The sequence below is a fragment of the Azotobacter salinestris genome (assembly GCF_009363155.1).
In the GTDB taxonomy this organism is placed as follows: domain Bacteria; phylum Pseudomonadota; class Gammaproteobacteria; order Pseudomonadales; family Pseudomonadaceae; genus Azotobacter; species Azotobacter salinestris.
In genome coordinates this window covers 4,215,070-4,233,070 of sequence record NZ_CP045302.1, presented here as the reverse complement: position 1 = coordinate 4,233,070, position 18,001 = coordinate 4,215,070, and the positions used below count along the sequence as shown (strand labels likewise).

General features: G+C 63.1%; 13 protein-coding genes, 3 tRNA genes and 1 pseudogene. 8 read left to right on the top strand and 9 right to left on the bottom strand.

The genetic code is table 11. The features are described 5' to 3' along the window. Positions 1–120 precede the first annotated feature (120 nt). From bamJ to GCU53_RS19850, 3 genes are all read right to left on the bottom strand, one after another. Positions 121–876 carry a BamJ family beta-barrel-assembly machinery protein gene (gene bamJ, locus GCU53_RS19860; protein WP_152389133.1) on the bottom strand — a complete coding sequence of 252 codons (756 nt, stop codon included), beginning with the start codon at positions 874–876 and terminating at the stop codon, positions 121–123. Positions 877–1,123: 247 nt separating this feature from the next. Further along, positions 1,124–1,200, bottom strand: a tRNA-Asp gene (locus tag GCU53_RS19855). A 14-nt stretch (positions 1,201–1,214) separates the two neighbouring features. Further along, positions 1,215–1,290: transfer RNA gene (locus GCU53_RS19850), tRNA-Val, on the bottom strand. A gap of 156 nt (positions 1,291–1,446) precedes the next feature. Here GCU53_RS19850 and rdgC point away from each other — a divergent pair. Next, the gene (gene rdgC, locus GCU53_RS19845; RefSeq protein WP_152389132.1) at positions 1,447–2,367 is read left to right on the top strand and encodes a recombination-associated protein RdgC; all 921 of its coding nucleotides are present in this window, start codon (positions 1,447–1,449) and stop codon (positions 2,365–2,367) included. Between the two features lie 8 nt (positions 2,368–2,375). Here rdgC and GCU53_RS19840 read toward each other — a convergent pair. Continuing rightward, positions 2,376–3,719: pseudogene (locus GCU53_RS19840) on the bottom strand (MFS transporter); the annotation flags it as partial. Between the two features lie 285 nt (positions 3,720–4,004). On the opposite strand from GCU53_RS19840, the gene GCU53_RS19835 reads away from it, so the two are divergent. Together GCU53_RS19835 and GCU53_RS19830 are read left to right on the top strand one after the other, a co-directional pair. Further along, positions 4,005–7,490 (top strand): hybrid sensor histidine kinase/response regulator, encoded by a 3,486-nt coding sequence (locus tag GCU53_RS19835; RefSeq protein WP_152389130.1) that lies wholly within the window; start codon positions 4,005–4,007, stop codon positions 7,488–7,490. A gap of 80 nt (positions 7,491–7,570) precedes the next feature. Next, positions 7,571–8,830 (top strand): MgtC/SapB family protein, encoded by a 1,260-nt coding sequence (locus GCU53_RS19830; protein ID WP_152389129.1) that lies wholly within the window; start codon positions 7,571–7,573, stop codon positions 8,828–8,830. A 224-nt stretch (positions 8,831–9,054) separates the two neighbouring features. Here GCU53_RS19830 and GCU53_RS19825 read toward each other — a convergent pair whose 3' ends face one another. After that, positions 9,055–9,426 (bottom strand): tetratricopeptide repeat protein, encoded by a 372-nt coding sequence (locus GCU53_RS19825; protein ID WP_244306876.1) that lies wholly within the window; start codon positions 9,424–9,426, stop codon positions 9,055–9,057. A 432-nt stretch (positions 9,427–9,858) separates the two neighbouring features. Between GCU53_RS19825 and GCU53_RS19820 the strand changes: the two genes are divergently transcribed. The 5 genes from GCU53_RS19820 to GCU53_RS19800 all read left to right on the top strand — a co-directional run bounded on the left by GCU53_RS19820 (position 9,859) and on the right by GCU53_RS19800 (position 14,526). Next, positions 9,859–12,450, top strand: a complete 2,592-nt coding sequence (locus GCU53_RS19820; RefSeq protein ID WP_152389128.1) for an intermembrane phospholipid transport YdbH family protein — start codon at positions 9,859–9,861, stop codon at positions 12,448–12,450. Between the two features lie 12 nt (positions 12,451–12,462). Further along, positions 12,463–12,654: a YnbE family lipoprotein gene (locus GCU53_RS19815; RefSeq protein WP_152389127.1), complete on the top strand. Its 192-nt coding sequence runs from the start codon at positions 12,463–12,465 to the stop codon at positions 12,652–12,654. Between the two features lie 10 nt (positions 12,655–12,664). Then, a complete protein-coding gene (locus tag GCU53_RS19810) occupies positions 12,665–13,009 on the top strand; it encodes a YdbL family probable chaperone protein (protein WP_152389126.1) in 345 nt (114 codons plus the stop codon). Continuing rightward, positions 13,006–13,662: a class I SAM-dependent methyltransferase gene (locus GCU53_RS19805; protein ID WP_152389125.1), complete on the top strand. Its 657-nt coding sequence runs from the start codon at positions 13,006–13,008 to the stop codon at positions 13,660–13,662. Before GCU53_RS19810 ends, GCU53_RS19805 begins: the two co-directional genes overlap by 4 nt. Before the next feature lie 624 nt (positions 13,663–14,286). Beyond that, entirely contained in the window at positions 14,287–14,526 is a 240-nt protein-coding gene (locus GCU53_RS19800) for a hypothetical protein (protein ID WP_152389124.1), read from the top strand. A gap of 210 nt (positions 14,527–14,736) precedes the next feature. Here the strand turns inward: GCU53_RS19800 and GCU53_RS19795 are convergent. From GCU53_RS19795 to dapA, 4 genes are all read right to left on the bottom strand, one after another. Next, positions 14,737–14,826: transfer RNA gene (locus GCU53_RS19795), tRNA-Ser, on the bottom strand. A 128-nt stretch (positions 14,827–14,954) separates the two neighbouring features. Continuing rightward, positions 14,955–15,824, bottom strand: coding sequence for a phosphoribosylaminoimidazolesuccinocarboxamide synthase (locus tag GCU53_RS19790; RefSeq protein ID WP_152389123.1), 870 nt, complete (start codon positions 15,822–15,824; stop codon positions 14,955–14,957). A gap of 114 nt (positions 15,825–15,938) precedes the next feature. Further along, positions 15,939–17,051: an outer membrane protein assembly factor BamC gene (gene bamC / locus GCU53_RS19785; protein ID WP_152389122.1), complete on the bottom strand. Its 1,113-nt coding sequence runs from the start codon at positions 17,049–17,051 to the stop codon at positions 15,939–15,941. A gap of 19 nt (positions 17,052–17,070) precedes the next feature. Next, positions 17,071–17,949 (bottom strand): 4-hydroxy-tetrahydrodipicolinate synthase, encoded by an 879-nt coding sequence (dapA, locus tag GCU53_RS19780; RefSeq protein WP_152389121.1) that lies wholly within the window; start codon positions 17,947–17,949, stop codon positions 17,071–17,073. Positions 17,950–18,001: the final 52 nt, after the last annotated feature.

Below are 18,001 nucleotides of genomic sequence, written 5' to 3'. Positions count from 1 at the left end.
TCTCAAGAAAGACCAGCAAATAACCGGACAATGTGTATAACTCCACGAGCGCGGACCTGACCGTGCTGCAGAAACGAAAACGCCCCACAGGGAGTGGGGCGTTGTCCTGAAAGCGTTGGCTTACTCGCCTTGCGCTTCGGCCGCCTCTGGTTCAGATTCGGATTCACCGCCCAACTGCTCGGCCGGCTGATCCTTGATCCCCAACAGTTCCAGTTCGAAAACCAGAACCGAATTGGCCGGGATGGAGGGGCTCGGGCTTTGCTCGCCGTAGGCCAGCTCACTGGGGATGTAAAGCTTGAGCTTCTCGCCGACATGCATCAGCTGCAGACCTTCGACCCACCCGGGGATGACGCCGCTGACCGGCAGATCGATGGGGCTGCCCCGCTCGATGGAGCTGTCGAACACCGTGCCATCGGTCAGACGCCCTTCATAGTGCACGGTTACTACATCGTTGGGCTTGGGTTGGGCGCCGTCGGCCTTCTTCAGCACTTCATACTGCAGACCGGATGCCGTGGTCACCACGCCTGGACGCTTGGCGTTTTCCTCGAGGAACTTCTTGCCGGCCTTGGCATTCTCCTCGCCAAGGGCCGCCATACGCTCTTCGGCACGCTTCTGCAGGGCAGCGAAAGCCTCGATCAACTCCTCATCGCTCAGGCGCTGGTCTTTTTTGCCAATGGCATCCTCAATACCCAGGGCCACGGCCTTCGAGTCCAGATCATCCATGCCCTCCTGGGCCAGACTCTTGCCCATGTTCAGGCCGATACCGTAGGAGGCCTTCTGTGCGGGAGTCTTGAGTTCCACATTGGTTTGCGAATCGCAACCTGAAAGAACCAGACCCACCAAGGCCATCGCAGCGGTCAACCGATGTTGTCTCATGCTGTTTCCTTGTTCATTCGCCCTAGGGCTATACAGTGAAGGCGAAAGCTTAACAGGCGGCCGCAACCACTGGCTACGGAGATAGGAGCCCGGCTACAGCGATAAGTTCAGGTTTTCGAGGAGCTCTTGGCAGGAGGCTGGAAACCCTCCAGCGAGACGTACCGGGCAGGATGCCCGAAAACGAAAAAAGCGGCCCAAGGCCGCTTTTCTCTTTCTGCCTGGCTCTGTCCAGCCCTGCAGATCAATGTGGCGCAGCGGACGGGACTCGAACCCGCGACCCCCGGCGTGACAGGCCGGTATTCTAACCGACTGAACTACCGCTGCGCTTAACTTCAAGATGGTGGGTGGTGACGGGATCGAACCGCCGACCCTCTGCTTGTAAGGCAGATGCTCTCCCAGCTGAGCTAACCACCCGTTTGCTCTCGAAGTGGGGCGCATTCTAGAGAGGCGATTTCGCCTTGGCAAGCCCTCGACGAAAAAAAATTTTCAAATGTTCCAAGGGGTTAGGGTTGGCCCCCAAGGTCAGGGAGAGAATAATGCGCGCTTTGCGCAATGGAGATCGCCAACCCCATGTGGTTCCGCAACCTGCTCGTCTATCGCCTCACCCAGGATGTTCCCTTCGTCGTCGAAGCGCTGGAAGCAGCGCTGGCAGCCAAGCCGGCCCGTCCCTGCGCCAGCCAGGAACTGGCCACGTACGGTTTCGCTGCCCCCTTCGGCAAGGGCGAAGATGCCCCCCTGGTCCATGCCAGCCAGGATTTCCTGCTGATCGCGGCACGCAAGGAGGAACGCATTCTGCCTGGCAGCGTGGTGCGCGACGCCCTCCAGGAGAAGGTCGAGGAGATCGAGACCGAACAGATGCGCAAGGTCTACAAGAAGGAGCGCGACCGCATCAAGGAGGACATCGTCCAGACCCTCCTGCCCCGCGCCTTCATCCGCCGCTCCAGCACCTTTGCGGCGATCATGCCCAGGCAGGGGCTGATTCTGGTCGACACGGCCAGCGCCAAGAAAGCCGAGGACCTGCTCTCCACCCTGCGCGAGGCCATCGGCTCCTTGCCTGTGCGCCCGCTGGGCGTGAAGCTCGCACCGAGCGCCACCCTCACCGACTGGGTCAAGGCCCAGCAGGCTGCAGCGGACTTCCACCTGCTCGACGAGTGCGAACTGCGCGACACCCACGAGGACGGCGGCGTGGTTCGCTGCAAGCGCCAGGATCTGACCGGCGAAGAGATCCAGCTACACCTGAGCGCCGGCAAGCAGGTCACCCAACTGGCGCTTGCCTGGCAGGACAAGCTGTCCTTCATGCTCGATGACAAGCTGGCGATCAAGCGCCTGCGCTTCGAGGATCTGCTACAGGAGCAGGCCGCGCAGGATGGCGGCGACGATGCCCTTGCCCAGTTGGATGCCAGCTTCACCCTGATGATGATGACCTTCGCCGAATACCTGCCAGCCCTGTTCGAGGCCTTGGGTGGAGAGGAGATCCCCCAGGGCCTTTGACCCTATCGGCCGGCGCCGGCCGTGCGCCGGCGCTTCCAGCCCGGCAGCCAGCCGCGAAAGCGCTGGATGAACTCGGGAACAGCGGTGAAGAGATAACCGTTCACCGCGATGTTCAGCAGTGCAACGGCCAGAAACAGCTGAGGAATCGACAGTCCGACCACTCCCAGCAGGAAGATTGCCAGCAGGGCCGACATGACCATCAGCAGGGCGTTGAGGATATTGTTCGCGGCAATCACCCGCGCCCGCTGCTGCTCCGCGGTACGCGCCTGGACCAGGGCGTAGAGCGGCACTATGTAGAAGCCGCCGAACAGACCGAGCCCGAGAATATCGCCCAGCACCCACCAAGCCTGCCCATGGGCCAGCACGCCCTGCCAGTCATGGGCAGCGGCAGCCTCGGGAAAGTCGCCGGAATGCCACCAGAGCAGCAGACCGAAAAAGCTCAAACCAATGGCGCCAAGGGGCACCAGACCGATTTCCACCCTGCGCCCCGAGAGCCGCTCGCAGAGCATCGAGCCCAGCGCAATACCGATCGAGAATAGGGTGAGGATCAGCGTGACCACACTTTCGTCGCCATGCAGCCAGTCCCTGGCATAGGCCGGGATCTGCGTCAGGTAGGTCGCCCCGAGGAACCAGAACCAGGAATTGCCGAGCAGCGAGCGTGATACGGCGCGCGACTGCTCTACCAATCCGAGACGCAGGATCACCCAAGACTGGCGGAAGATGTGCCAGTCCAGGCCGAGCGACGGCAGGGCCGCCCGAGCATGCGGAATGCAGCGACTGGCGAGGTAGCCGAGCACCGCTACCAGCACCACGGAAACCGCCACCAGCATCGCGTAGTCCGGCTGGGACATCAGCAGTCCAGCTCCAATGGTGCCGCCGAGGATGGCCAGAAAGGTTCCCGTCTCCACCAGGGCGTTGCCACCGATCAGTTCATGGCTCTCCAGATGTTGCGGCAGGATCGAATACTTGACCGGCCCGAACAGCGCCGACTGCGTCCCCATGCAGAACAGCACCGCCAGCATGCACGGCAGATTGCCCAGCAGCAGCGCGCCGGCACCGGCCAGCATGATGAGGATCTCCGCGAACTTCAGCGCCCGCATCAGGGCGTCCTTGGCGAACTTCTCGCCCAGTTGTCCGCCGACGGCGGAGAACAGGAAGAACGGCAGAATGAACAGCAGGGCGCACAGGTTGACCAACAGACTCGCCTCCTGCTGCGTGGCGATCCGGTAGAGGATCGCGAGCACAAGCGACTGCTTGAAGAGGTTGTCGTTGAACGCCCCGAGCAGTTGGGTCACGAAGAAAGGCAGGAAACGCCGCCTGCATAACAGTGCGAATTGCGAATGAGGGCTCATCCTCGTCGAACTCCTGAAATGAATCGCAGATGTCGCAGTCTTACCGGACGCCACGAAAGCACCTGCGCAGAGGCTTCGGCAGGTATGGGCTCACGGGGTGCGACAGATCCCCGCAAGCGACAGCAGGTCGCTTGCTACCTTGGTCGCAAACCGCGGATCACGGGGCATTTTGCTGCAAGACTCTCGATTCCCGGATGATTTTTCGCCATTGCCGAAAATGCTCGGCGAGCCAACACTTGATGTAGTCAAGTCATCCAGGGAGCTACCGTTTTGTTTGGAGCTAACATGTCGTTGTCCATCGGAGTGATCGCCCTGGCTGCCTTGGCCTACATGGCCACACTCTTCACCATCGCCTTCTACGGGGACCGCCGCAACGCGCCCCTGCCGCCGCGCATGCGCGCCTGGGTCTATAGCCTTTCGCTGGCCGTGTACTGCACCAGTTGGACCTTCTTCGGCGCGGTCGGCCAGGCCACCGAGCAGCTCTGGGACTTCCTGCCGATCTACCTCGGCCCGGTACTGCTGCTGCTCTTCGCGCCGTGGATGCTGCAGAAAATGGTGATGATCAGCAAGCAGGAAAACATTACCTCCATCGCCGACTTCATTGCCGCGCGCTATGGCAAGTCGCAACCGCTGGCGGTGGTGGTAACCCTCATCTGCATGGTCAGCGTACTCCCCTACATTGCCCTGCAGCTGAAGGGCATCGTGCTCGGCGTCAACCTGCTGATCGGCGCCGGACCGGACAGCATCGGCACCCGAGCCCAGGATACGGCGCTGGTGGTAACCCTGTGCCTGGCACTGTTCACCATCCTGTTCGGCACCCGCACCCTGGACGTTACCGAACACCATCGGGGCATGATGCTGGCCATCGCCTTCGAATCGCTGGTCAAGCTGTTCGCCTTCCTCGCGGTGGGCGCCTTCGTCACTTATGGCCTGTACGATGGATTCGACCATCTGCTCGCGGAGGCCAAAGCTGCCCCGCAACTGGCGGAGTTCTGGGAGAAGGGGACGAACTGGCCGGCGCTTCTGGTGCAGACCGGCGTGGCGATGATGGCAATCGTTTGCCTGCCGCGACAGTTCCATGTGACCGTAGTGGAAAACACCGAGCCGCAAGACCTGCGCCTGGCGCGCTGGGTGTTTCCGCTGTACCTGCTGCTCGCTGCCCTGTTCGTGATTCCCATCGCCCTGGCCGGTCAGCTGCGCCTGCCGGTCGGAATCATTCCCGACACCTTCGTGATCAGCCTGCCCCTCGCCGAGCACCACCCGGCACTGGCGCTACTGGCCTTCATCGGCGGCGCCTCGGCCGCCACCGGCATGGTCATCGTCGCCAGTGTGGCGCTCTCCACCATGCTCTCCAACGACATCATGCTGCCTTGGCTGCTGCGCCGCAAAAGCACCGAGCGCCCCTTCGAAGCCTTCCGTCACTGGATGCTCAGCGTGCGCCGGGCCAGCATCGTCGGCATCCTGCTGCTCGCCTATGTCATCTATCGCCTGCTCGGCCCTACTACCAGCCTGGCGACCATCGGCCAGCTCGCCTTTGCCGCGATCTCCCAGCTGACACCGGCCATGCTCGGCGCGCTGTACTGGAAGCAGGCCAACCGCCGCGGCGTATTCGCCGGGCTCGCCACCGGTGCGCTGCTGTGGAGCTATACCCTGGTCCTGCCGCTGATCGCCCAGCGCATGGGCTGGCCGCTGAGCCAATTCCCGGGCCTCGAGTGGCTGACCAGCCGCCCGCTGGGCCTGCCGGTCACCTCGATCACCCTGGGCATGCTGATCTCGCTGGCCGGCAACTGGGCCGTGTTCGCCAGCGTATCGATGCTCTCGCGCACCCGCGTTTCCGAGCACTGGCAGGCCAGCCGCTTCGTCGGACAGGAAATAAACCGCCGCTCCGGCGGCCGCTCCCTGCTCGCGGTCCAGATACAGGATCTGCTCGAGCTCGCCGCGCGCTTCGTCGGCGAGGAGCACGCTCGCCGGCGCTTCGAACGCTTCGCCCAGCGCCAGGGCAAGGAGTTCAATCCCAACCAGGCAGCGACCAGCGAGTGGATCGATCACACCGAACGGCTACTCGCCGGGGTGCTCGGCGCCTCCTCGACCCGGGCGGTGGTCAAGGCCGCTATCGAGGGACGGGAAATGCAGGTCGAGGACGTCGTGCGCATCGTTGATGAAGCCTCCGAGGTGCTTCAGTTCAACCGCGCTCTGCTGCAGGGTGCCATCGAAAACATCACCCAGGGCATCAGCGTGATCGACGGCTCTCTGCGCCTGGTGGCCTGGAACCGCCGCTACCTGGAGCTGTTCAACTACCCGGAGGGCCTGATCTACGTCGGCCGGCCGATCGCCGATCTGATCCGCTACAACGCCGAACGCGGCCTGCTCGGCCCCGGCGATGTGGAAGAGCACGTCAGCAAGCGGCTGTACTGGATGCGCCTGGGCACTCCGCATACCTTCGAGCGGCTGTTCCCCAACGGCCGGGTCATCGAGCTGATCGGCAATCCCATGCCCGGCGGTGGCTTCGTCACCAGCTTCACCGACATCACCGAGTTCCGTGAAGCCGAACGCGCCCTCAAGGAAGCCAACGAGGGCCTTGAGCAGCGCGTACTCGAACGGACCCGCGAGCTCTCCAAGCTGAACCAGGCGCTGGTCGAGGCCAAGGCCCATGCCGAATCGGCCAACCAGTCGAAAACCCGCTTCCTCGCCGCGGTCAGTCACGACCTGATGCAGCCGCTCAATGCCGCACGTCTGTTCGCTGCGTCCCTTGCCCATCAGGAGCCGCCCCTGCCGCCCGAGGCACAGAAGCTGGTGCAGTATCTGGACTGCTCGCTGCGCTCGGCCGAGGACCTGATCACCGACCTTCTCGACATTTCCCGCCTGGAAAGCGGTCGCATTACTCCGGAACGCACCAACTTCCCGATCGCCGACCTGTTCGACACCCTCGGCACCGAGTTCAAGGCACTGGCCCGGGAACAGGGCATCGACTTCCACCTGCGCAGCAGCAAACTGCGTATCAACAGCGATATGAAGCTGCTGCGTCGGGTGTTGCAGAACTTCCTCACCAACGCCTTCCGCTACGCCAAGGGCCATGTGCTGTTGGGTGTGCGCCGTCAGGGCGACCAGCTGCGCCTGGAGGTCTGGGACCGTGGTCCGGGCATTCCGGAAGACAAGCGCCAGGAGATCTTCGAGGAATTCAAGCGCCTGGACAGCCATCAGACCCGCGCGGAAAAGGGCCTCGGCCTCGGCCTGGCGATCGCCGATGGCCTGTGCCGCGTACTCAACCACCGTCTGGAAGTGCGCTCCTGGCTTGGCAAGGGCAGCGTGTTCAGCGTCACCGTCCCACTGGCCCGCACCGTCGCCCCTGCCGCCAGCGCCAAGCCCGACGGCACACAGCCGCTCAACGCCCATGCACTGGCCGGCGCCCAGGTGCTCTGCGTGGACAACGAGGACAGCATCCTCACGGCCATGCACAGCCTGCTCTCGCGTTGGGGCTGTCAGGTGTGGACGGCGCGCAATCGCATGGAGTGCGAGCAATTGCTGGAGGGCGAGCTGCGTCCGCAGGTAGCGCTGGTGGATTATCACCTCGACCAAGGTGAAACCGGCACCGAGCTGATGGCCTGGCTGCGCACCCGTCTCGGCAAGCCCCTGCCGGGCGTGGTCATCAGTGCCGATGCACGTCCCGAAACCGTGGCCAAGATCCACGCCACCGGCCTCGACTATCTGGGCAAGCCGGTCAAGCCGGCAGCCCTGCGCGCCCTGCTCAACCGCCATCTGGCCTTGCGCTGATTGGGAACGCGGCCGTGGGCGGCCCACTCGCCCGCGGCCGCGCTCCGAGCCGCATCGCCTGCCTTGCCACGAGTACCGCCATGTCAAGCAATCCCGACGTGCTTCTCGACCTGATCATCGCCCTGAGCGTCGGTTTGTTGATCGGCACCGAGCGCGGCTGGAGCGCGCGCGAGATCGATGACGCGCATCTGGCCGCCGGCGTCCGAACCTTCGGTCTGAGCGGGCTGCTCGGTGGCCTGGCGGCGCTGTTCGGCCAGCAACTGGGCCTGGCGGCCTGGATTGCCCTTCTGCTGGTATTCGGCCTGCTGGTGGTGGCCGGCTATCTCGGCGATCTGCGCAACACCGGCGATCAGGGCATGACCAGCGAGATCGCCATGCTGCTGACCTTTCTGCTCGGCAGCCTGGCCCTGACCACAGAATATCAGGCACTGGCCGCTGCCGGTGCAGTGGTGGTAGCCCTGCTGCTCAGCCTCAAGGAGGCCCTGCATGCCGCACTGCGCCGTCTGACCGCCCAGGAAGTCTCCGGCATGTTGAAGCTGTTGTTCATTTCCGTGGTGTTGCTGCCGGTACTGCCGAACCGCGGCTATGGACCCTGGGAGGCATTCAACCCCTACGAGACCTGGTGGATGGTGGTGCTGATAGCAGCTATCGGCTTCGCCGCCTATATGGCCATACGCCTGGTCGGCACTCGCCACGGACTGCTGTTGACAGCCCTGCTCGGCGGCATGGTGTCCTCCACCGCAATGACCTTGACCCTGTCCCGCCTGCACCGGGAGGTGCGCCTGCACCGTCTGCTCGCCTGCAGTCTCCTGGCCACCTCGGCGCTGATGTTCCCGCGGGTGCTGCTGGAGGTCGGATTGATCAACCCCAGCCTGCTGACCAGCCTGCTCTGGCCAATGGGCGTCGCTACCCTGATCTACGCCGGCGGCGCCCTCCTCCATTACCACGGCTCCGGGCAGGAGCCGGCCGCCAGAGGCGAGCCGCCGCTGCAGAATCCTTTCGAACTGGGGCCGGCGCTGCGCTTTGCCGCCCTGCTGATAGCGATTCTCTTCCTGGTGGAGGCGGGCCGCTACTGGCTGGGCGATGCTGGAGTCTATCTGGTGGCGTTGCTGGCCGGACTGACGGATGTGGATGCGATCACCCTGTCGCTGGCGCGCAATGCGCTGGGCGAACTGGACAGCCAAGTGGCGGTACAGGGCATTTTTCTCGCAGCCATGAGCAACAGCCTGGTCAAGGGCGGGCTGATCGCCATGATCGGTGGGAGGCGCCTCGCCCTGCTCTGCCTGCCATTGATGGCCGCAGGCCTGCTCGCCGGGCTGACAACACTCTGGCTGCAGTGAAACGACTGCCGGTGCCTGCCGGTCATGGATTGCTCCGGCTACTACAAGTCAGTCTCCCTTGGGTTGGGGTCCGGCATGGATCGGGCAGGCGCCCCTTGCCCGGGGAGCCGAAGCAGCCATCGAGCACTTGCCGGGCAGTTCCTGACTGACTTGAAGCGCGCCTACAGCCCGTTGCGGGCGCCACCCTGGGCGCGGCCCGGATGGCGAGAAGCCGTATCGAATCCTCAGGAATGCGCGGCGAGGCAGCCGAGCAATCGCAGGGCTTCGTCCGAGCCCTGGGCTGCTGCCTGCTCCAGCCAGTAGCGGCCCTGCTGCATCTCCAGCGGCCCCGCCTCGCAGCAGTGGCGCCCGAGTTCCAGCTGTGCCTGGACATCACCGGCGCGCGCGGCCTGACGCAGCAGCTCGAGGCCGAATCGGCGATCGCGCGGGGTGCGGCAGTCGCGACAGAGCAGTTGGCCAAGGCGGCTCTGCGCCACCACCACACCCTGGCGTGCCGGCTGCTTGAGTAGATGTCCGGCAAAGCGCTTGGCACTGTGGGTCTTGCCGATACTTGGACTGTCCAGCAGCCAGGATGCCACCCTTACCGGCAGACGCATCTGGACACTGGCAGGCGAAGAGGATTGGGCACGAACTCTCATGGCGAACAGCAGGCTCATTTTGAGAAGGCGCGCACTGTACTCCTTTTTCCCGTCGAGTAAAGACTTGCCAAAGTATGACAAAGAGGTTCCACTGTACCCTTGCAAGGAAAATCCACAGAAGCTGTGGATAACACGGTGGACAACAGTCTCTCAGCCTTTCCAAGAGTCGATGCTCTCTGGGCTCGGCTCGAACTGGTGCTTTTTTCGCCAGAAAATTTTCTTGATTTTCATCTATTTAGATGCATCATCAAACCACCGACAAGACAATTCGGTGCATCCCGGATGGACCTTGTCGGCATTTTTCATCGATCGGAAATAAAAGCGCGGCCTGGTCTTGCATCCGCGGAGTTCCCTCTTGCGCCAAAACCAGGCTCGTAATGGAGCTTATGGATGACGGCTCGCCATCCGAGATGGCGCAGCGCCAGACGGATCGCACTGGCCGGCGCCCTCCTGATCGCCGCCCTGGCCTACGGCAATCATCGCTGGCAGCAGTTTCTTCACGCCCAAGGCATCGAGCACCTTTCCTGGCAAGGCCTGCACTTCTCTCTCAGCGGTCCGACCCTGCAACGCCTGAAATTGGAACAGCGGCAGGCCACAGGCAGCCGCCTGCAGATCGCAGCCGAACACCTGAAGCTCGATTGGCCAACGCACGGTGACCAGGGCTGGCACTTGCCACGGCTACGCATCGCCGACTTAAAGATGGACTGGCAAGCGTCCCCCTCCAGCGGCCCCCCACCTGCGCCCCACTCCCCCGACCCGCATGTCCTGGCTGCCCTCCCCCGACATCTGGCGATCGATACCTTCGATACCTGGCTTCCCTGCGCCAGCGGCCGTTGTCTCCTGCAGGGCTCGTTGCAGGCAAGCCATGCCGGCGCCCAGCTGCTGCCAGCCCGCCTGGAGCTTCGACTGCGGCACGAGGGACAGCGCCTGGCACTACAGGCCGATCTGGATGGCCAGCCTGACCTCCAGGAGCTTGCACTGCAGATTCGCGTGCTATTCAACGAGGAGCAACGTATCCGGCTATCGAGCACTCTGAAAGATAACGGCACGGCACAGGTCTGGCGGGGGGAGCTGGCCATGCCGGGCCTGCCCGAAGCGCCTTGGTTGCGGGACTGGCTCGGACAGTGGCTGGGGCTCTGGCCAGCGGATGCCACTCCCTCTCTTCAGGCCATGCGACTCGAGGCCGACTGGCAGCTGCAGTGGCCACAGGGCCCGCTGGAGCCGCAGCGGCTGCGCAAGGCGGCGCAGGGCGAGGTCCGTATCCATGCCCAAGTGCCCGAACCCTGGCCCGTGCCAGGACTCGGCCTGCTGCAGGGCAACCTGAACCTGAACCTGGCCGGCAATGCCGGAGACTGGCTGCCCCGCCAGGTGCAAGCCGATCTCCGCCTGACCCGGCCGCAGGGTACTTGGCTGGAAGGGATGCCCGAGCTCCTGCGGCCGGAAGCGCTGCAGTTGCAGATCGCTCCCCGCCCCGTCAATGCCTTGAGCGACGCGCCGCATCTGCCGCTGAGCCTGCAGCTGCGCAGCCAAGGTCAGGCTCGAACTTTGCTGCAGTGTGAACTGGACATCACGCCGCGGCTGCCCGACTGGCGCCTCGAGCTGAAGGCCGGCAGGGTCGAGCTCGACGTGCCTCGCCTGCAACTGGCCGATAGCCATCTGGAGAGACTGAATGTCCGTCTGCGGATGACAGGCCAGCTCGACCGCGAACGTCTGCAGTTGACTCTGGAGAAAGAGTCGCGCTTCAGCCTCGGGCAACTGGGACTGGCCGAGCTGCGCCTGGAAGGACTGAAGGGGCAACTGGCCGGCCTGCGCCTTGCGGCCGAACATTCCGGAGGAGCGCTACGCGCCCCACAGCTGAGCGGTCCGCTGCGCCTGCAGACGGCACATCTGCTGCATCCCCGCCTGCAGGCGCAGAGTTGGCGCTGGCAAGGCCGCCTTGATGCGGCAGGCGAGCGCCAGCAGCTCGCTGGCACACTGCAGAGCGAGCAGGGACTGACCATGAGCCTGCAGCTGCAACGCAGTTCTGACGGCGCACTGGCCTTGAATGCCCGACTGACGGAGATCCTCCTGCACGCCGGCAACCCGCTCGCCGCGACCTTGATCGACTGGCCCGCACGACTCGAGCTGGACAAGGGGCGTCTGCAGGGCAGTGCCCGCCTGCGGCTGCGCCCCGGTGCGCCGCTGCTGGCCGAGCTGGAGCTGCAACCGCAGGATCTCTCGGGAATCTACGACCGCAGTGAGCTGCGCGGCCTGAGCGGGCGCCTGCAGGCACGGCTGCGCGGATCGCAACTGGAGCTGCAGCTGACCGAACTGGAAGTGGCGCATCTCAATCCCGGCCTTCCGCTCGGCCCGCTGCGCCTGCGCGGCCAGTATTCGACGAGCCTGGCGCAGCCGCTGCGAGGCCAACTCGCCTGGCAGCAGGCGGAGCTCGCCCTGCTCGGCGGACGCGCCTGGCTGTCCCCGTCGAATCAGAATCTCTCGACAGGCTCGGCACGCTTCCCGGTTCGGCTCGAAGGCCTGCAGCTCGGCGAATTGTTCCGTCTCTACCCGGCCGAGGGACTGGCAGGCCAGGGCACTCTGAACGGGCACCTGCCGCTGCTCGCCGGACCGGCCGGCGTGCGTATCGAACAGGGAAGACTGGCAAACAGCGGACCCGGCATACTGCAGTTCCGCTCCGAGAGGATTCGTACCCTGGCCCGCACCAATCCAGCAATGAAGCTGGTGGCCGAGGCCCTGGAAGACTTCCATTTCAGCCAGCTGTCCAGCGACCTCGGTTATGATGAGCAGGGCACGCTGCACATGGTTCTGCGTCTCGAAGGGCGCAATCCCACCTTGGAAAAGGGCCGGCCGATCCACTTCAACATCAACCTGGAAGAGGATATTCCAGCCCTGCTGACCAGTCTGCAGCTCACCGACCGCGTTAGCGAAAGGATCCGGCAACGCGTACAGCAACGCCTGCGACAAGATCCCGACGCCCCCTGACTGGAGAACTCCATGCGCCTGCGCCACCTGCTCGCCGTCCCGCTGCTGGGCCTGCTGGTCGCCTCCTGTACACCCACGGTGCAGCTGGCCGTCCCCGACGAGCCGATCAACATCAATCTCAACGTAAAGATCCAGCACGAAATCTACGTCAAGGTGGACAAGGCTCTGGACGACATCATCGACAAGGATAGCGGCCTGTTCTGAGGAGGTTCCCATGAAGATGCGCGCACGCATCGCAACCCTGCTGGTTGTGCTGGGCCTTGCCCTGCCGGCCCTGGCGATGAATCTCAACGAGGCCATGGGCGCCCTCTCCGGCGCCAAGGCCCGCGGCCAGTTGGGCGAGATGCCCAACGGCTACATCGGCGTGGTCGGCGCAGGCGACCACGCTGAGGAAATCGCCCGTCTGATCAATCAGGCACGACGTGCCGAATACCAGCGTCTGGCGCGGGAGAACGGCATCAAGCTGGGCGATGTGGAGGCCATCGCCGGACAAAAGGCCCTGGAGAAGACGCCAAGAGGCCAGTACATCCAGCTCAACGGCAAGTGGATACGCAAATGAATCCATCCGACGAAGCACCGCCGGCCCTCGATGCCGGCGACCTCGAGCAGATCACGACAATCACGCTGCGGCACTATGCGACATCTGCCGAGGCCTTCCGCGACGGCACCCGCGATCACGACGTTAGCCAGAACATCGACGCCCTGCTGCGGCATATCGAGGCACCGCCACCCTTCACCATTCTCGACTTCGGTTGCGGCCCGGGACGCGACCTCAAGACCTTTCGCGCCCTCGGCCACCAGCCGATCGGCCTTGACGGCTGCCCCCGCTTCGTCGAAATGGCCCGCTGCGACTCTGGCTGCGAGGTCTGGCAACAGGACTTTCTGCAACTCGACCTGCCGGCCGAGCGCTTCGACGGCGTCTTCACCAACGCCTCGCTGTTCCACATCCCCGCTCAGGAGCTCCCCCAGGTGCTCGGCAGGCTGTACGCTGCACTCAAGCCTGGTGGCGTGCTGTTCAGCTCCAATCCACGCGGACACAATGAAGAGGGCTGGAATGGCAACCGCTACGGCAGCTATCACGATCTCGATGCCTGGCGACGCTACCTGGACGCGGCCGGCTTCGTCGAACTCGAACATTACTACCGCCCCGCCGGCCTTCCACGTGACCAGCAACCCTGGCTTGCCAGCGTCTGGCGCAAGCCAGGAGGTTGACGCAACCGCATGACTTACGGGGCCAGTCGGTCATGGCAATACCCCGGCCAGAGGGAGATAGTCGGCAATATGCTGGCAAGGCAGTCGAGAAACGGATGACTTGGCGAAACCCGGCTAATCGGGTAATGCCGCGACAAGGATGGCGGCATGAATCGGATCACGCCCGGCCCTCCACAGCAGGCACTGCGACAGGCTTTCCAGCGCCTACTCTCCGCCCCCTGAAGGACACACGATCACCGCGGCGAACCACTACCAGCTCCTTGCCCACTCAAGACACATTTCCCCTCGAAAAACAGGGAAAATGCGGCAACTACCCGATGCTCGTGATTCGTATACAATACTAATGCTCCTTACAATAACTGCCCAACCTGGCAAGAAGCGGACTTCATTCTTCTCGATGAAATCCAGGCGGGCCGGCATGTAATGACGCGGGTCCTCATACCGACAGCAGTCTAGAATAACGATAAAGTGCGCTGTCGAAGTCCGTTGCCCTATGACTATGAACTTGTGTCCCATTCGAGGGATAAGAGTGGGCACTTAAATCCATATGGCAACTCTTCCTTGTTCAATGTTCAGAATTGACGGGTAAGCCCATTGAACTCACGACAAATCACTGAAGCTGAAATGCGCGAAGCCTTGGGTCTTGCACCAGCAAAGCCCACTCCAGAAAAACGCAAGCACCCATCCAGCTACATTCTGGTGGAGCTTAGCGTACGCAAATTGACCGGAGGCCCGGCATTCCGCTTTGAATACAAGTCTCGCTCGCTCAGCACCCTGGAAGCAAAGCTCGAAGCGGAAAAGGCCGTACGCAAGAAAGGACTTGAGGTCTGGGCTGTGCTTGATGTCCGCCAGGTCAGCGAGTAAACAGAAGAACTCTTGATCTTCCGAAGGCCATCGGATGGCCTGCCACCGGCAGCGCAGAAAAGATTGGCTGACTGTCCGAATCGAGACCTATTGGCCAAGCATCGGCTGGTGCTTGTCGCCGCGTGCACTCATCGCAAGATAGGGGTGGAAGGATTGTCTGCGCCATGCAAAAAAGCCTTGCGACTCGAAAATCGCAAGGCTTTTGAATTATGGCGGGGAGATAGGGATTCGAACCCTAGGTACCCTTGCGGATACAACGGATTTCGAATCCGTCCCGTTCGACCACTCCGGCATCTCCCCTAGGCGGCGCGCATGATACCAGCTCGAGTGTCTTTGGCGAACCCCCTGAACGGAATTTTTTGTGCGCTTTCAGGCAATTGGGATTGGCTCGTCCCGGCAAGCATTGTGACAACGCAGCTGCCCCAACTTCAGCAGGTGAGGCGAGTCAATGCCTCACGGTATTTGTCGGCCGTCTTCTGCGCAACTTCGAGCGGCAATGGCGGCGCCGGCGGCTGCTTGTTCCAGCCGGTGGACTCCAGCCAGTCGCGTACGAACTGCTTGTCGAAGCTTGGCGGATTCCGCCCTTCCACATAGCTGTCGGCCGGCCAGAAGCGGCTGGAGTCCGGGGTCAGTACTTCATCCATGAGGGTCAGAGTACCGTCCTCATCCAGACCGAACTCGAACTTGGTATCGGCAATGATGATGCCTCGGGTGGCCGCATATTCAACGGCGGCGCTGTACAAAGCAATGGCGGTATCGCGCACCTTTGCCGCCAGCTCCTTGCCGATGATGGCCTCGCACTGTGCGAACGTGATGTTTTCATCATGATCACCCACCGCCGCCTTGGTCGAGGGCGTGAAAATCGGTTGCGGCAGCTTGGCCGCCTCCTTCAGGCCGGCTGGCAGCGGGATACCGCAAACGGTACCGCTCCTCTGGTATTCCTTCCAGCCGGAGCCGGCAATATAGCCACGTACTATGGCCTCCACTGCCACCGGCTTGAGACGCTTCACGACCACCGCTCGCCCTTCGACCAACGGCAGCTCGGCGGCCGGAACCACATCCTCGACGCGGTCGCCAGTGAAATGGTTCGGCACCAGGCCCGCCAATTTGTCGAACCAGAAATTGGAGATGGCGGTAAGAATCTTGCCCTTGTCCGGAATCGGCTCGGCAAGAATCACATCGAAAGCCGACAGCCGATCGCTGGCCACCATCAGCATGCGCCTGGCATCGACTTCATAGAGATCGCGGACTTTGCCCGAATAGATTTTCTTCAGGCCGAGGGTGGTCGGTGTACTCATCGCGTCTTTCCGCCTTTGTCAAACAAAATAGGCGAAACCGGGAAAGGTTTCGCCCATCGATATCTGCCATAACCGAAGCGACCGCAGAGCGCGCCCGGCCATGCAACCATTCATTCAACCGAGATGTTCCTGAAGCATGTTCAGCACCCGGCGCGCCACCTCTTCCGGAGCAAAGGTATTCATATCCTTCTCCACCGTGACCTGGACACCCTCCGCAATCCGGGTCAGGCGCACCTGGTAGCGCTCGGCACGAGCCTCCACGGCCTCCGGATCCTCGCCCCTCCCAAACAGGCGCCCGATAAAGCCCGGCCTCTCGCTCCTGTCTGCCCTCTCGGCGAGATTGATGTAATACACACCGAGACTACGGTTGATGTCCTCGACTCGCACGTCGCCCATCTCCAAGGCACGACCGACGCTCGACCAGGCCCGGTCGAAATCGGCATCCAGGCTCAGGAAAGGATTGCCGTTGCCATCCTCCGAGAGCATGACGCGACTCGGTGCATCGAAGTCGCGGGCTGCCAGCAGGGAAACCGAACCACCACGCTCGGCACTACGCGTCAGGCTGGCGTTCATCTCGTCCAGCAGCGCAGCATCCAGACCCGCATCGCCGCGGCCGACCACTCCAGTGTCGGAGGCACTGCCGGACGAACGCAGCGCGCTGCTCACGAAAATCTCGCTGGAGTTGCGCTGGACACCCGGCTCGACACGCACGCGCACCCGGACTTCACTCCCTGCCGCCTGCTCGGCGGTACGACTGCCAAGGCGGCGCGCCATGGGCGCGGATAGCGCCTCGAGAGGCTGCCAGGCTGTGATGAACTCTCCACCCGAAAGGCGCTCTTCCGCGATGTCGAAGCCGTTGTCCTCGAAAAACTGCCGGAGCATCGGCCAGATTTCCGCCGGCGCACGCTGGGCCACGAGCCAGCGAGAGTCGCCGCTTTGCTGCAGGCTGAACTCGCTGACCTCCTGTACGCTCCGCAAGGGTTGGGGACGCGGCACTTCGAACTCGCTGCCGTGCTGCATATCGGCCACGCTCAACGGCACCGACAGCAACGGATCGAGACGCTTGGCCTCCACGTTCGGCGGCAAGCGCATCGGAGCGGTTTGCCGCGCCTCGAGATAATCGCTGCCGCGGTCACGGAAATATCCTTCCTCTCCCCACAGCCAACCACAGCCGCCGACACTCGAAAGCATCGCGGCAAGGGCAGAGAGCCCGGCCAGTCGCTTCATGCGCAATGCTTCCCGATGATCAAGCCAGGGCACCGACCTGGCGAAGAGCCTGGCGCAGCGGCTCGTGGCAAGCGGAGCTCAGCCAGGTCAGGGGCAGGCGGATACCTTCGGGAATCAACCCCATCTCGTGCAGGGCCCACTTCACGGGAATCGGATTGGACTCAAGGAACAGTGCCTTGTGCAGCGACATCAGACGCTCGTTCATCGCTCGGGCGATAGCCGCCTCGCCCCGCATGGCCGCAGCGCAGAGATCGCTCATGGCGCGCGGAACCACATTGGCGGTCACCGAGATATTACCCTTGCCGCCCATCAGGATGAGTTCGACGGCGGTGGGATCATCGCCTGAATACACCAGGAAGTCCTTGGATACGCGCTCCAGCACTTCGCGCCCACGCTCCAGATTGCCGGTCGCCTCCTTGATGCCGATGATGTTTGGCACCCGCGAAAGACGCTCGACGGTTTCCGGCAACATGTCGCAGACCGTACGGCCTGGCACGTTGTAGAGGATCTGCGGAATCGCCACGGCCTCGGCGATGGCACGGAAGTGCTGATACAGGCCCTCCTGGGTCGGCTTGTTGTAGTAGGGGGTCACCAGCAGGCAGGCATCGGCACCGACGCTCTTGGCGTTCGCCGTCAGCTCGATCGCCTCACGGGTACAGTTGGCGCCGGTACCGGCAATAACCGGAATCCTGCCGTTGACCTGATCGACCACACGACGAATGACTTCGACATGCTCGGCGACGTCCAGAGTCGCGGACTCGCCCGTGGTACCGACCGCGACGATGGCGTTGGTACCCTCTTGCAGGTGGAAGTCCACGAGCTTGCCCAGGCTGTCCCAGTCCAGACCGCCCTGCGCATCCATGGGGGTGACCAGAGCCACCATGCTGCCCGCAATCATGCAACCACTCCTGCCGGAAAAAATGAGTCGTAATGGTACTGTCGCCATCTGG